We start from the raw sequence: 13,611 nt of genomic DNA, 5'->3' as shown, positions 1-13,611 counted from the left end.
CATGGCCGTCATCAAGATGAAACCCACTTCGCCGGGCCAACGCGGCGCGGTGAAGATTTCGCGGGACCACCTGTACAAGGGTGCCCCTCACGCGCCGTTGCTCGAGCCGCAGTTCCAGGCTGCCGGTCGCAACAACAACGGTCACATCACGATTCGCCATCGCGGCGGTGGTCACAAGCATCACTATCGCGTTGTCGACTTCGTGCGCAACAAGGACGGCATCCCGGCCAAGGTCGAACGCATCGAATACGACCCGAACCGTACCGCCCACATTGCTCTGGTCTGCTACGCCGACGGCGAGCGCCGCTACATCATCGCCCCGCGCGGTCTTGAAGCCGGTGCAACGCTGCTGAGCGGTTCGGAAGCCCCGATCCGCGCCGGCAACACGCTGCCGATCCGCAACATTCCGGTCGGCTCGACGATCCACTGCATCGAACTGCAACCCGGCAAGGGCGCGCAGATCGCACGTTCGGCTGGTACGTCGGCCACGTTGCTGGCTCGCGAAGGCGTCTACGCCCAGGTCCGCATGCGTTCGGGTGAGGTGCGCCGCATCCACATCGAATGCCGCGCCACCATCGGTGAAGTCGCAAACGAAGAGCACAGCCTGCGCCAACTCGGCAAGGCCGGTGTGAAGCGTCACATGGGTATTCGCCCGACCGTTCGCGGCGTGGTGATGAACCCGGTCGACCACCCGCACGGTGGTGGCGAAGGCAAGACCGGCGAAGGCCGCCATCCTGTCGACCCATGGGGCAACCTGACCAAGGGCTACCGTACCCGTAACAACAAGCGCACGCAGGTCTTTATCGTGTCGCGCCGCAAGAAGTAAGGGATAGCAAATGACTCGCTCTCTCAAAAAGGGTCCGTTTGTTGACCATCACCTCGTGGCCAAGGCCGACAAGGCTGTGACGACGAAGGACAAGAAGCCGATCAAGACCTGGTCGCGCCGCTCGATGGTTCTGCCCGAGTTCATCGGCCTGACCATTGCCGTGCACAACGGCAAGCAGCACGTGCCTGTCTACATTACCGATCAAATGGTCGGCCACAAGCTCGGCGAATTTGCGCTCACGCGCACGTTCAAGGGGCACCCCGCGGACAAGAAAGTCCAGAAGAAGTAAGGAACGACCATGTCTGAAACACGTGCAGTCCTCCGCGGTGTCCGCCTCTCGGTCGACAAGGGCCGTCTGGTCGCTGACCTGATCCGCGGCAAGAAGGTTGATCAAGCGCTCAACGTTCTGCAATTCACGCAGAAAAAGGCCGCTGTGATCATCAAGAAGGTGCTCGAGTCGGCAATTGCCAACGCCGAGCACAACGATGGCGCCGATATCGACGAACTGAAGGTCAAGACCATCTACGTCGAGCAAGGTGCCACGCTCAAGCGCTTCACGGCGCGAGCCAAGGGTCGCGGTAACCGCATCAGCAAGCCCACGTGCCATGTGTACGTGACGGTTGGCAACTAAGAACGCCTGGAAGAAATATGGGACAGAAAATCCATCCGACCGGCTTCCGCCTTGCGGTTACCCGTAATTGGTCCAGCCGCTGGTACGCAAGCGACCGCGATTTCGCGGGCATGCTGGCCGAAGACATCAAGGTTCGCGAGTACCTGAAGAAGAAGCTGAAGAACGCTTCGGTGTCGCGCGTCATGATCGAGCGTCCCGCCAAGAACGCACGCATCACGATCTACTCGGCTCGTCCGGGCGTCGTGATCGGCAAGAAGGGCGAAGACATCGAGAACCTCAAGCGCGAACTGGGCAAGCAGCTCGGCGTGCCGGTGGCAGTGAACATCGAAGAAGTGCGCAAGCCTGAAATCGATGCCCAGCTGATCGCCGACAGCATCACGCAACAGCTCGAAAAGCGGATCATGTTCCGCCGCGCCATGAAGCGCGCCATGCAGAACGCCATGCGTCTGGGTGCCCAAGGCATCAAGATCATGTCGGCTGGCCGCCTGAACGGTATCGAAATCGCTCGTACCGAGTGGTATCGCGAAGGTCGCGTGCCCCTCCACACGCTGCGCGCCGACATCGACTACGGCACCTCGGAAGCCAAGACCACCTACGGCGTCATCGGCGTCAAGGTCTGGGTCTACAAGGGCGACACGCTGGGTCGTAACGACCTGCCGGCCGTCGAAACGCCGCGTCCTGACGAAGAGCGTCGTCCTCGTGGTCCCCGCCGTGATGGCCGTCCTGGTGGCGACCGTCCGGGTGGCGACCGTCGTGGTCCCGGCCCGCGCGCCGGTGCCCGTGGCCCGATCGGTGGCAACACCGCCCCGGCCGACGGCAGCGACAAGCCCGCAGAAGCTACTGGTGCCGCTCCCGCAGCACCGGGCGCAGACTCGAAACCCGCCGTTAAGCGCGTCCGCAAAGCCGCGCCAGCTGCAGCAGCTGACGGTGCCAAGACCGAGTGATCGGTCTTAGAACTACGGAGTATTAAAAATGCTGCAACCTGCACGCAGAAAGTTCCGCAAGGAACAAAAGGGCCGCAACACCGGCATCGCAACCCGGGGTAGCTCGGTTGCCTTCGGTGACTTCGGTCTCAAATGCACCGATCGCGGCCGCCTCACGGCGCGCCAGATCGAAGCCGCTCGCCGCGCGATTTCGCGTCACGTGAAGCGCGGTGGCCGTATCTGGATCCGCGTGTTCCCGGACAAGCCGATCTCTACCAAGCCCGCCGAAGTGCGGATGGGTAACGGTAAGGGCAACCCCGAGTACTACGTCGCTGAAATCCAGCCTGGCAAGATCGTGTTCGAGATCGTCGGCGTGCCCGAAGAACTCGCCCGCGAAGCGTTCCGCCTGGCCGCCGCCAAGCTTCCGCTGCGTACGACGTTCGTCGCTCGCCAGCTCGGCGCCTGAGAGGAGAACATCCATGGCAACACGTAAGAAAAAAGAAACCGCGGCTCCGGCCAAGGTGACCAAGGCTGCAACCCTGCGTACGAAGGACGTCGCAGCGCTGCAAACCGAAGTCAAGGAACTGCAAAAGGCCCATTTCGGTCTGCGCATGCAAAAAGCCACGCAACAGCTGTCGAACACCTCGACGCTGCGCGTGACGCGTCGCGACATCGCGCGCGCCAAGACCATTCTTGCTCAGAAGCAGCAAGAAACCCAAGCCGCCAAGTAAGGAGTGAACATGACGGAAGCTAAAAAATCCCTCAAGCGCACCTTGATCGGCAAGGTGGTCAGTGACAAGCGTGCCAAGACCGTGACCGTGCTGGTCGAGCGCCGTGTGAAGCACGAGCTCTACGGCAAGATCGTGGCCAAGACGAGCAAGTACCACGCCCATGACGAAAAGGGCGAGTACAAGCTGGGCGACACCATCGAAATCACGGAAAGCCGTCCGATCTCGAAGACCAAGAACTGGGTCGTGACCCGTCTGGTCGAGAAGGCCGTGCTGGTCTGATCACTGGTTGATCGACCTCGGGAAGCCTCTCGAAGGCAACCCATCCGGAAACGGCCCACAATGTGGGCCGTTTTTCTTTTTCAGGAGCATCTAGATGATCAAAGTCGGCGACACCCTTCCTTCGGCAACCCTGCAGGAATATTCCGAGGTCGAAGGCGAAGGCTGCAGCATCGGCCCGAACGCCGTGGACGTGAGCAAGGCCACGGCCGGCAAGACCATTGCGCTGTTCGCGCTGCCCGGCGCCTTCACGCCCACCTGCTCGGCCAAGCATGTGCCCGGCTATGTGCAGCACTTCGACGACTTCAAGGCCGCTGGCGTGGACGAGATCTGGTGCGTGAGCGTGAACGACGCTTTCGTGATGGGCGCCTGGGCGCGCGACCAGAAGACCGGCACCAAGGTGCGCATGCTGGCTGACGGCAGCGCCGATTTCGCCAAGGCAACCGGCCTCACGCTCGACCTGACCGGCCGCGGCATGGGCCTGCGCAGCAATCGCTATTCGATGCTCGTGAAGGACGGCAAGGTCGCCTCGCTCAACGTCGAGGCACCGGGCAAGTTCGAGGTCAGCAACGCCGAGACGCTGCTGGCGCAAGCTCGCGGCTGATCAAAGATCCGCTTTGAGGTAGTGCGCGCCCGCAATCGGGTTGTGATAGTAGGGCGGCACTTCCTCGAAGCCCAGGTCTTCATAGAGCGCGCGGGCCGATTCCATGTCGTCCAGCGTGTCGAGCAGCACGCAGGCATAGCCCGCGCCGCGCGCGGCGTCGAGGATGGCTTCGGCGAGCTGCCGGCCGACGCCGAGCCCGCGAAAACCCGGCCGCACGTACAGCCGCTTCATTTCCGCGCAATTGGCGTAGTCGGCAGTGTCGAGCGGGCGGAGGGCGCAGCAGCCGGCCACGTGCGCCAGCGTTCCATCGGATCGCAGGAGGGTTGGCGCCTGTTGTCCGTCGGCCTCCTTGATATGGGCCGAATCGACCAGCGCGAGCAGTAGCGCGCCGCGCGGCTCCGCGTAATCGCCCGGCAGGCCGGCAACCTCCTCGTCGAAATTCTGGAAGCACAGGTCGATGCTCAGCGAAGCGGCGTAGTCGCGAAAGATCGCGCGCGTTGCATCGAGCTCGTGAGCTTCGTCGGGCGTCAACAGCACCACGGCCGGTGTGTCGGCCAGTGGCAGGGGGCGAGAAACCGACGAACTCATACGCGCAGCGACGCAATCCAATACGCCACGCCTGCGCACACGGCGAACAGCACCAGCGCAAGTCCGCGCGAGGCGGTGTCATCGCGGCTTGGCGCTACCTGGATTGCGGCACCGGCCGCGGTGATCAGCTTGTCGCCCGAAACCATGGGCCGCACCAGGCGATGCCTCTTGACCAGCACGTAAAAGAGCACCGCCAGCACGTGCAGGCTCACCAGCGCAATCACGAGCGTCTTGCCTTGCGATTTATGCCAACCGGTTGCAAGGCTCACCACGCCACTCGAAACGAAGCGCGTCAGCGGGCCCGCGGCCGAAACCTCGTCGTCCGCCACCAGCCCCGTGCCCACCTGCACCGCAAGCACCGCGAGCACGGCAAATACCGAGAGGGCGCCGAGCGGCGTATGCCCGATCACATGGTCGGGGTGCGCCCGCCCGCGCAGGTACGCGACGACAGAGCCCGGGCCATAGAAGAACGAGGCAAAACGCGACCAGCGCCCGCCCACGAAGCCCCAGAACAGGCGGAACAGCAGCAAGGCGAGTACCGTGTAGCCCAAGCGGAAGTGCCACTCCATCACGCCGCCGAGGCCGGTGGCGATCAGGCCGACGACTGCGGCGCTCAGCGCCCAGTGGAAAACTCGTGTGGGCAGGTCCCAGATACGTGCCCGGACGGGGGGATCGGACGCTGCGGCCGGCATGGAGGCCACGGAGGAGTCGGTCATCGAGAAGGCAGGGTGCGCAAAAACTGCGGAAGGCGCAGATTAGCAAAGTCCGGCCGGCTTCATGCATCGGGTTGTCGCTATGCGCGCTGTAACGGTGCCTCTACACTCGGCGCGGCGCTGCTCTCGACGGCGCCCTTCTACCTACAAGGACCCCCGATGATTCGACTTGCTTCGTTCGCCCTGGCTGCTGCATGCGCCGCGATTTCCCTGCCGGCCGCAGCCCAGTTCGCCAAGCCCGAGGACGCCATCAAATACCGCCAGAGCGCGTTGTTCGTGATGAGCCAGCATTTCGGCCGCATCGGCGCCATGGCCAACGGCCGCATCCCTTACGACGCGGCGACGGCTATCGTCAACGCCGATATCGTGGCCGAAATGGCCAAGTTTCCCTGGGCCGGTTTCGCTGCCGGCACGGAGGGCGGCAAGAGCAAGCCCGAAGTCTGGAAGGAAGCCGCGAAGTTCAAGGAACACCAGGACAAGATGATTGCCGAGACCGGCAAGCTGGCGGTCGCAGCCAAGGCGGGCAACATCGACGCGCTCAAGGCCCAGTTCGGCTCGACCGCAGGGAGCTGCAAGGCCTGCCACGACAGCTTCCGCAACCAGTAAGACGTCGAGAAAGGCAAAAGGCGCTCCGTGGAGCGCCTTCTGGTTCACGCTTCGGCGAGCAATTTCTCGATCAGCTTGTGGAGTTCGGCGAAATCGGGTTCGCCCACGTAGCGTTTGACGATCTCGCCCTTCTTGTTGACCAGGTAAGTGGTGGGCGTGAGCTTCACGTCGCCCCAGGCCTGCGCCACGCTGCCGGTGTTGTCGATCGCCACCTTGAACGGCAGCTTGCGGGTTTCGGCAAAGTTGACGACGTAGCTCGGCGGGTCGTAGCTCATGGCCACCGCCAGCGTGTCGTAGCCCTTCGACTTGTACTTGTCGTAGGTGGCGATGACCTTCGGCATCTCGGCCACGCAGGTCACGCAGCTCGTGGCCCAGAAGTTGACCAATGTGACCTTACCCTTGAGGTCGTCCGTGCTCTTCTTGCTTCCGTCGAGCAGCACGAAGGTCGACGCCGGCGCGGCCGTGGCGCCCGAACCCAGGTACACGCCCACGCCGGCGGCCAATGCAAGCGCGACTGCGGCGACGGCGATGTATTTTTTCATGGCTACTGAAAGAGAGGGGCGTCGGGATTTTAGTTCCGCCGGACGGAACGTGCTGGGGCGTGCCGTGGGCGGCTCGATAATCGCTCTCCGATGCTTTCGTCCGCTTCCCGCTCTTGGCCTCTGCTGCTCGTCGCCACCACCGCTGTCTTGGCCGCCTGCAGCCCCACCTTCAACTGGCGCGAGGTGCCGATTGCCGACGCGGGCCTGGTCGCCCTGCTGCCTTGCAAGCCAGACCGTGCCAACCGTGCCCTGCCGTTCGGTGCCGAGTCGGTGAAGGTCGACATGGCTGGTTGCGAGACCGGGGGCGCAACCTTCGCCGTTGCCCATGCATCCGCCGGCAGCCCCGCGCAGGCCGAGGCCTGGCTCGCCGCGTGGCGCGCGGCCATGCGCAACCAGTTGGGCGACGCGCAGCTGACCGAAGGCCCCGCCGCATTGCAGCGAGCCACCGCGACACCCGCGCCAGTGCGACTCGACGCGCAGCCGGCTCCAAAGGGCGCCGCGCCCGTCCAAGTGCTCTGGTTCGCCCAATCCCAAAAAGACGGCAGCGTCGCGCTCTACCAGGCCACCGTGCTCGGTCGGCCTTCGTCCCCCGAAGCGGCGAAGACTTTCTTCGAAGGCCTGCGCCTCCCGTGAACCCGGTGACGTCCAGGGGCTGCGGCTTGCCGTTCGGAGTGCTCGTGCGCGCTCTTATTTTGATAGCTGGCCCCGCGGAGGGGATGCTGACCTGGACGGCTTTCTGCTCGGCCTCGTGGGCCCGTTTCGCGCGGTCCTGTCCATTTTGGCGGCCTGCTGCGTTATGTCGTATATCTACTTCCTTTGGGCGCCCCCGCATAATCGGCGCGTAGTCCTCCGACCCGCATGAACAGCATCCTCATCATCGCCCACTCACCGTTCGCGCAGGCGCTGCGGCGGTGCGCGCTGCATGTGTTTCCCGACTGCGAGCAGGCCGTCGTTGCACTCGACGTGCTGCCCAACGTCTCACCCGAAGAAACTTTGGCTGCCGCCAGAATCACTCTGGAGCAGCAGCTCAATGCGCCGCGCTCGCAGGTGCTGGTGCTGGCCGATGTGTTCGGTGCGACGCCCTGCAACGTCGCCCAGAAGCTGGTGGACGGTGTCCGCTCGCGGCTGGTGGCGGGCGTCAACCTGCCAATGCTGCTGCGCGCGGTCACCTACCGCCACGAGCCTCTCGAAACGCTGGTGCAGCGCGCCATCGCGGGCGGCACGGCCGGTGTCATGCAGGTGGCCGTGGCGGCACCCCAGAATCAGGCGAAGAGAAAGCACAGTGATCAAGAAATCCGTGACCATCAGCAATAAGCTGGGCCTGCATGCACGCGCATCGGCCAAGCTCACCAAAATCGCAGGCAGCTTTCCCTGCGAAGTGTGGCTATCGCGCGGCGACCGCCGCATCAATGCCAAGAGCATCATGGGCGTCATGATGCTGGCGGCAGGCCTCGGCTCCACAGTCGAGCTGGAGACCAACGGCGAGCAGGAGGAAGAGGCCCTGGACGCCATCGTCCGGCTCATGAACGACAAGTTCGGCGAAGGCGAATGACCTTCGCAGTCCACGGCCTCCCAGTTGCCCGTGGCATTGCCATTGGCCGCGCGGTGCTGGTGGTGTCCAGCCGCATCGACGTGGCCCACTACTTCATCAAGCCCGAGGAGGTCGACACCGAGATCGACCGCGTGCGCACGGCGCGCAACGCCGTCGCCGACGAACTCGCCAAGTTGCAGGCCAACGTGGCGCTGATGGGGCCCAACGATGCGCCGCACGAACTCGCGGCACTGCTCGAAGTGCACCAGATGCTGCTGCAGGACGAGGCGCTTACCGGCGGCGTGAAGCACTGGATCACCGAGCGCCTCTACAACGCCGAATGGGCGCTGACCACGCAGCTCGAGATCATCGCGCGCCAGTTCGACGAGATGGAGGACGAGTACCTGCGCGAGCGCAAGGCCGACCTCGAGCAGGTGGTCGAGCGGCTGCTGCACCGCATGCAGGGCACGGCCGCGGTGCTTGCTCCCAGCCCGCCGCGCCGCAAGCGCCCCACCTCCGAAGACGACGACGACCCTACCGCGGGGGAGGGCATCGACGCGCCGCTGGTGCTGATTGCGCACGACCTTTCGCCGGCCGACATGCTCCAGTTCAAGAAGAGCGTGTTCGCCGGCTTCGTGACCGACGTGGGCGGGCGCACCTCGCACACCGCCATCGTCGCGCGCAGCATGGACATTCCCGCCGTGGTGGGCGCGCGCACCGCGAGCCAGCTGGTGCGCCAGGACGACTGGGTCATCATCGACGGCGATGCCGGCGTGGTGATCGTCGATCCCTCGCCCATCATCCTGGCCGAATACGGATTCAAGCAGCGCCAGGGCGATCTCGAGCGCGGGCGGCTTGCGCGCCTGCGCCACAAGCCCGCGGTGACGCTGGACGGCCAGCGCGTCGAGCTGCTCGCCAACATCGAGATGCCCGAAGACACCGTCGGCGCCGTCAAGGCCGGTGCCGTGGGCGTCGGGCTGTTCCGCAGCGAGTTTCTTTTCATGGGCCGCGAGTCGCAGCGCCAGACCCGGCTGCCCGACGAGGAAGAGCAGTACCAGGCCTACAAGCGCGCGGTCGAAGGCATGCAGGGCATGCCGGTCACCATCCGCACCATCGACGTGGGCGCCGACAAGCCGATCGACGGCAAGGCGGCCAGCAAGCAGGAGCACCTGAACCCCGCGCTGGGCCTGCGCGCCATTCGCTGGAGCCTGGCCGATCCGGCCATGTTCCTCACCCAATTGCGCGCCATCCTGCGTGCGGCGGCGCATGGCGAGATCCACCTGCTGATTCCGATGCTCGCGCACGCCAGCGAGATCCGCCAGACGCTCTCGCTGATCGACTTCGCGCGCACCGAACTCGACAGCCGCGGCGCCGTCTACGGCCACGTGAAGCTCGGCGCGATGATCGAGATTCCCGCCGCGGCGCTCACGCTCAAGACCTTCCTCAAGTACTTCGACTTCCTGTCGATCGGCACCAACGACCTGATCCAGTACACGCTGGCCATAGATCGTGCCGACGAGGCGGTTGCGCATCTCTACGACCCCGCCCATCCTGCAGTGCTGAAGCTGGTGGCCGACACCATTGCCGAATGCCGCCGCCAGGGCAAGGGCGTGGCCGTGTGCGGCGAAATGGCGGGCGACGTGGCCTTCACGCGCCTCTTGCTCGGCCTGGGGCTGCGCAGCTTCTCGATGCATCCCTCGCGCATCCTCGCCGTCAAGCAGGAAGTGCTGCGCGCCGACACCGGCAAGCTCGAAGCCTGGGCCAAGAGCGTGCTCGAATCGGACGATCCCGCCGCCGCGTTGGCCGGATAGTTAGGTCTTCCGCACTCAATTCGCTCAAAGGCAGGGCGAATCGACATAAAACGAAACACGCCGAAACCGGCGCGAAAGGACTTGCGGACTGGCCGCAAGCACCATCAGGTCTCCTCTTCCACTACAGAAAGGCCTGAAACATGAAGTCCCTCTCCCTCACCCAGATCGTCGCCCTCGGCTCCTTCGCCCTGCTGGCCGCGGCCGGTGCCAAGGCTGAATCCTACGAAGGCGTCCAGCCGCTCGCGTCGGCGATGAGCCGCGCCGAAGTCAACGCCGAGGCCGTCCGCACGGCCGCCGCGCCGGACCAGAACGTGGTGCGCGGCTCGCGCGGCGCCGAGACCATGGCCGTCTCGAGAGACCGCGCGGGCGTCGTCTTCGAAGCCATGCGCGCCGCCGCCGCACCCGACCAGAACGTGACATCGGGCTCGCGTGTCAACAGCAAGGTGATCTCGACGCTGCAGAACCCGCTCGACGCGCGTGCCGCAGCCGCCGGCAACAGCAGCAACAAGCTTTAAGTCTCACGCCCAGAGGAGATCCCTCGGGCCGCAAGGAACATCATGAAACACTGGATCAAACGCACTCTCTTCGGTTTCGCAGGCCTCGCGGTGGTAGCGGGCAGCATTGCCGGCTGCGCCGGCCACCGGCATGGCTGGGGCAGCGGCGACCCCACCGAGTTCCGCACCAAGATGGTCGAGCGCGTCGGCAGCAAGCTGGAACTCGACACTCTGCAAAAGCAGAAGCTCACCGTGCTGGCCGAGAAGCTGCAAGCCCAGCGTGAAGCGATGCGCGGAGCGGGGGGCGCGGGTGATCCGCGTTCGCAGTTCAAGGCGCTGTTCGCGGGCAACAAGCTCAATCAGGCGGGCGCCGCGCGGCTCGTCGATGAGAAGACCACGGCCGTGCGCAACGGCAGCCCTGAAATCATCGCGGCCGCCGCCGATTTCTTCGACAGCCTGAATGCCGCGCAGCAGCAGAAGGTGCGCGACTTCATGGACCGCGGCGGACGTCGCTGGGGCCATCGTGGCTAGGCTTGGCTCACCCCCAAGCTTCGCGCACTTCGTGTCGCTTCGCCAACCCCCTGCGAGGGGGCGATACCTGCGGCCCGGCGAAGCCGGTTCCGCGGTATCCCACGACCAGGCAGTGGCAGCGACGGGTGGCGTGCGCCTGCTGCTGCGAGCGGAAGGCGTGGTGGTGCTGGGTGCCGCGCTTGCGGCCTATGCGCAGTTCGGCGCCGGCTGGGGCGTGTTCGCGCTGTGGCTGCTCGTGCCCGACCTCTCGATGCTCGGCTACCTCGCGGGCCCGCGCGTGGGCGCGGCGATCTACAACGCGGCGCATTCGTACGTCGGCGCCGTTGCACTGCTGGTGCTCGGCGTGCTCGCCGCGATGCCATGGGCGGTTGCTGGCGGCTTGATCTGGTGCGCGCACATCGGCCTCGACCGGGCGCTGGGCTACGGGCTCAAGTACGCAGTCGGCTTCGGCGCCACGCACCTCGGCCGCATCGGGCGGGCCGATCCGTGGTGAAGGTCGCACGATGCTGCGCGCTCCGGTGGCCGGCTATCGAAATGACAATGGCTGTGCAATGCCGGCGGGTCTGATCGTCAGCCAATTGTTCGCCAGGAGGCACAATCCCGCCATGCCGCGCATCCTGCTGATCGACGACGACGAACATCTCGCCGCGCCGCTGACTACTTACTTCGCACGCTTTGGCTGCACGCTCGAGAGCGCCGTGCGTCCGAGCGAAGGGCTCGCCAAGCTGCGTGCCGGCCAGTACGACGCCGCGATCCTCGACGTGATGCTGCCCGAGATGGACGGCTTTGCGCTGTGCCGCGAGATCCGCAAGGAAAGCGACATTCCGATCGTGATGCTCACCGCGCGCGGCGAGGTGATGGACCGCGTGGTCGGCCTGGAGCTCGGCGCCGACGACTACGTGCCCAAGCCTTTCGAGCCGCGCGAACTGGTGGCGCGCGTGCAGACCATCCTGCGGCGACAGCGCAGTGCGCCCGCCGCGGCGGCCAACGGCAACAGTGCGCAGCACCGTGTGTTCGACGGCCTGTCGATCGACCTCGACCGGCGCCAGGTGCTGCGCCATGGCGAGCGCGTGGAACTCACCGGCACCGAATTCGAACTGCTCGCGCTGCTCGCAGCCGAGCCCGGCAAGGTCTTCAGCCGCGACGACATCCTGAACCGTTTGCGCGGCCATGAAGCCGAGCTCTACACCCGCGCGGTCGACATCGTGGTAAGCCGCCTGCGCAAGAAGCTCGAGCCGCTGGACTGCATCAAGACGCTGCGCAATGCCGGCTACGCGCTGGCCGTCGCGCGCAGCGAGTCCGCATGAGATCTTCGAGGAGAGGCTGGCGCAAGGCCTGGGGCGAAATGGCCTGCCGCCGCGCGGAGCTGCACAGGCAATGGCACGAGCAATGGCACGAGAAGGTGCAGGGCAAGCGCCGCTGGCGCCGCTCACTGCGCATCCGGCTCGTGATGATGTTCCTGCTGCTGGCTCTGGTGATGGCGGTGGTGTTCATGGGCGGCATGAAGAAGTCCTTCTCCACCGGCTGGGCCGAGGCCGCAAAGCCGATGCTGGTGGACTATGCCGACCGGCTCGTCGCCGAGATCGGCACGCCGCCCGACATTGGGCGCGCGCAAGCGCTGGTGAGCCGGCTGCCGATCACGATCCGCATCGTGGGCCCCAAGGTCAATTGGGATTCCAACCCCGCGGGCGCCAATGGCCGCGGCGGATGGATGCAGCACCTCGACGAGGAGCCGCTGAACGACAAGTGGTTCATCCGTCCGACAGCCGACGGCCACCGCGTCATCTTCGGCTGGGCGCCCAAGCTCTGGCAGCTTGCGCCGCGTGCGGCGGGCTGGGCTACGCTCTGCGCGCTGCTGCTGCTCATGGTGCTGGGCTACGTCTACGTGAGTCGCCTGCTGCGGCCGCTGATCGACATTCGCGAAGGCGCGCAGCGCTTTGGCCGCGGCGAGTTCACGCAGCCCATTCCAATCCGCCAGAACGACGACCTCGGCGATCTTGCGGAACACATCAACACCATGGCCGACGACATCCAGGCCATGCTCGATGCCAAGCGTGGCCTGTTGCTCGCGCTGAGCCACGAACTGCGGTCGCCGCTCACCCGGGCTCGCCTCAATGCCGAGCTGCTGCCCGCCACACCGGAGGGCGCCGCCGAGCGTGAAGCATTGCTGCGCGACCTGAACGAAATGCGCGACCTGATCAGCGACCTGCTCGAAAGCGAGCGCCTGGCAAGCCCGCATGCGGCGCTGCAGCGCGAGCCGGTCGACCTGGCCGTGCTGGTGCGCGAAATCGTCGCCGAGATGCCGGGCGCGCAGCACGTGCATCTCGACCTGGCAGAAGGCCTGCCGGCGCATTCGATCGACCGAATGCGTGTTCGCCTCCTGGTGCGCAACCTGCTGGACAACGCCTTGCGCTACAGCACCGACGCGCCGCGGCCGCCGTGCGTGTCGCTGCGGGCCGTGGTGGACGGCACGGTCCAGGGCGTCGAACTCGAGGTGCGCGACCATGGCCCCGGTGTCGACGAAGCGCAGCTCGAGCGGCTGACCGAGCCCTTCTATCGCACCGACGGCGCGCGCGCGCGTGCCACCGGTGGTGTGGGGCTCGGCATGTACCTGTGCCGGCTGATCGCCGAGGCGCACGGCGGGACATTCGTGGTCCGCAATGCGCATCCCGGTCTGCAGATCGTCGTGCGAATGTAGGCTTCGGTCACGGTGTCTTGCGCTGTCGCCTGCGCTACCAGCGGTCGGGCAATGCGGGGCTACGATGCGCCTCCGTGCCAGCGCCCGTCAATCAAGGAGACACCAC

Annotated in this window: 21 protein-coding genes; 18 read left to right on the top strand and 3 right to left on the bottom strand. The window is 65.6% G+C overall.

What is annotated here, in order from left to right:
* The first annotated feature begins 1 nt into the window (after position 1).
* From rplB to BLR24_RS12780, 8 genes are all read left to right on the top strand, one after another.
* A complete protein-coding gene (rplB, locus tag BLR24_RS12815) occupies positions 2-826 on the top strand; it encodes a 50S ribosomal protein L2 (RefSeq protein WP_055807934.1) in 825 nt (274 codons plus the stop codon).
* Between the two features lie 10 nt (positions 827-836).
* On the top strand, positions 837-1,115 hold the full coding sequence (gene rpsS / locus BLR24_RS12810; RefSeq protein WP_007838132.1) for a 30S ribosomal protein S19: 279 nt from the start codon (positions 837-839) through the stop codon (positions 1,113-1,115).
* Positions 1,116-1,124: 9 nt separating this feature from the next.
* The gene (gene rplV, locus BLR24_RS12805; RefSeq protein ID WP_007838134.1) at positions 1,125-1,457 is read left to right on the top strand and encodes a 50S ribosomal protein L22; all 333 of its coding nucleotides are present in this window, start codon (positions 1,125-1,127) and stop codon (positions 1,455-1,457) included.
* Positions 1,458-1,474: 17 nt separating this feature from the next.
* Complete coding sequence (rpsC, locus tag BLR24_RS12800; protein ID WP_093017295.1) at positions 1,475-2,401, top strand: 30S ribosomal protein S3; 927 nt, start codon at positions 1,475-1,477, stop codon at positions 2,399-2,401.
* Positions 2,402-2,429: 28 nt separating this feature from the next.
* A complete protein-coding gene (gene rplP / locus BLR24_RS12795) occupies positions 2,430-2,846 on the top strand; it encodes a 50S ribosomal protein L16 (RefSeq protein WP_093017293.1) in 417 nt (138 codons plus the stop codon).
* Positions 2,847-2,901: 55 nt separating this feature from the next.
* A complete protein-coding gene (gene rpmC / locus BLR24_RS12790; protein ID WP_041946241.1) occupies positions 2,902-3,111 on the top strand; it encodes a 50S ribosomal protein L29 in 210 nt (69 codons plus the stop codon).
* Positions 3,112-3,120: 9 nt separating this feature from the next.
* Positions 3,121-3,390: a 30S ribosomal protein S17 gene (gene rpsQ, locus BLR24_RS12785; RefSeq protein ID WP_015867662.1), complete on the top strand. Its 270-nt coding sequence runs from the start codon at positions 3,121-3,123 to the stop codon at positions 3,388-3,390.
* A 94-nt stretch (positions 3,391-3,484) separates the two neighbouring features.
* Complete coding sequence (locus BLR24_RS12780; RefSeq protein ID WP_093017291.1) at positions 3,485-3,991, top strand: peroxiredoxin; 507 nt, start codon at positions 3,485-3,487, stop codon at positions 3,989-3,991.
* Here BLR24_RS12780 and BLR24_RS12775 read toward each other — a convergent pair whose 3' ends face one another.
* Together BLR24_RS12775 and BLR24_RS12770 are read right to left on the bottom strand one after the other, a co-directional pair.
* Positions 3,992-4,579 carry a GNAT family N-acetyltransferase gene (locus BLR24_RS12775; protein ID WP_093017289.1) on the bottom strand — a complete coding sequence of 196 codons (588 nt, stop codon included), beginning with the start codon at positions 4,577-4,579 and terminating at the stop codon, positions 3,992-3,994.
* A complete protein-coding gene (locus tag BLR24_RS12770) occupies positions 4,576-5,295 on the bottom strand; it encodes a cytochrome b/b6 domain-containing protein (protein WP_093017287.1) in 720 nt (239 codons plus the stop codon). Before BLR24_RS12770 ends, BLR24_RS12775 begins: the two co-directional genes overlap by 4 nt.
* A 156-nt stretch (positions 5,296-5,451) precedes the next feature.
* On the opposite strand from BLR24_RS12770, the gene BLR24_RS12765 reads away from it, so the two are divergent.
* Complete coding sequence (locus BLR24_RS12765) at positions 5,452-5,898, top strand: c-type cytochrome (protein WP_093017285.1); 447 nt, start codon at positions 5,452-5,454, stop codon at positions 5,896-5,898.
* Between the two features lie 44 nt (positions 5,899-5,942).
* Here BLR24_RS12765 and BLR24_RS12760 read toward each other — a convergent pair whose 3' ends face one another.
* The gene (locus BLR24_RS12760; RefSeq protein ID WP_093017283.1) at positions 5,943-6,440 is read right to left on the bottom strand and encodes a TlpA disulfide reductase family protein; all 498 of its coding nucleotides are present in this window, start codon (positions 6,438-6,440) and stop codon (positions 5,943-5,945) included.
* A 90-nt stretch (positions 6,441-6,530) separates the two neighbouring features.
* Between BLR24_RS12760 and BLR24_RS12755 the strand changes: the two genes are divergently transcribed.
* The 9 genes from BLR24_RS12755 (at position 6,531) to BLR24_RS12715 (ending at position 13,505) form a co-directional block, all read left to right on the top strand.
* Positions 6,531-7,073 carry a hypothetical protein gene (locus BLR24_RS12755; RefSeq protein WP_093017281.1) on the top strand — a complete coding sequence of 181 codons (543 nt, stop codon included), beginning with the start codon at positions 6,531-6,533 and terminating at the stop codon, positions 7,071-7,073.
* Positions 7,074-7,298: 225 nt separating this feature from the next.
* Positions 7,299-7,754: a PTS sugar transporter subunit IIA gene (locus tag BLR24_RS12750; RefSeq protein WP_055807946.1), complete on the top strand. Its 456-nt coding sequence runs from the start codon at positions 7,299-7,301 to the stop codon at positions 7,752-7,754.
* On the top strand, positions 7,723-7,992 hold the full coding sequence (locus BLR24_RS12745; RefSeq protein ID WP_093017279.1) for an HPr family phosphocarrier protein: 270 nt from the start codon (positions 7,723-7,725) through the stop codon (positions 7,990-7,992). Before BLR24_RS12750 ends, BLR24_RS12745 begins: the two co-directional genes overlap by 32 nt.
* A complete protein-coding gene (ptsP, locus tag BLR24_RS12740) occupies positions 7,989-9,782 on the top strand; it encodes a phosphoenolpyruvate--protein phosphotransferase (protein WP_093017277.1) in 1,794 nt (597 codons plus the stop codon). The genes BLR24_RS12745 and ptsP overlap by 4 nt, the downstream gene beginning before the upstream one ends.
* A gap of 140 nt (positions 9,783-9,922) precedes the next feature.
* Positions 9,923-10,297, top strand: coding sequence for a DUF4148 domain-containing protein (locus tag BLR24_RS12735; RefSeq protein ID WP_093017275.1), 375 nt, complete (start codon positions 9,923-9,925; stop codon positions 10,295-10,297).
* A 42-nt stretch (positions 10,298-10,339) separates the two neighbouring features.
* Positions 10,340-10,807, top strand: coding sequence for a Spy/CpxP family protein refolding chaperone (locus BLR24_RS12730; RefSeq protein WP_093017273.1), 468 nt, complete (start codon positions 10,340-10,342; stop codon positions 10,805-10,807).
* Between the two features lie 112 nt (positions 10,808-10,919).
* Entirely contained in the window at positions 10,920-11,300 is a 381-nt protein-coding gene (locus tag BLR24_RS12725; RefSeq protein WP_254787255.1) for a DUF4260 domain-containing protein, read from the top strand.
* 112 nt (positions 11,301-11,412) lie between these two features.
* Positions 11,413-12,114: a response regulator transcription factor gene (locus BLR24_RS12720; RefSeq protein ID WP_175543260.1), complete on the top strand. Its 702-nt coding sequence runs from the start codon at positions 11,413-11,415 to the stop codon at positions 12,112-12,114.
* Complete coding sequence (locus BLR24_RS12715) at positions 12,111-13,505, top strand: HAMP domain-containing sensor histidine kinase (protein ID WP_093017267.1); 1,395 nt, start codon at positions 12,111-12,113, stop codon at positions 13,503-13,505. The genes BLR24_RS12720 and BLR24_RS12715 overlap by 4 nt, the downstream gene beginning before the upstream one ends.
* The last annotated feature ends 106 nt before the right edge of the window (positions 13,506-13,611 follow it).

Source organism: Variovorax sp. OV700 (assembly GCF_900099805.1).
In the GTDB taxonomy this organism is placed as follows: Bacteria; Pseudomonadota; Gammaproteobacteria; order Burkholderiales; family Burkholderiaceae_C; genus Variovorax.
This window is presented reverse-complemented; position numbering and strand designations above follow the sequence as displayed.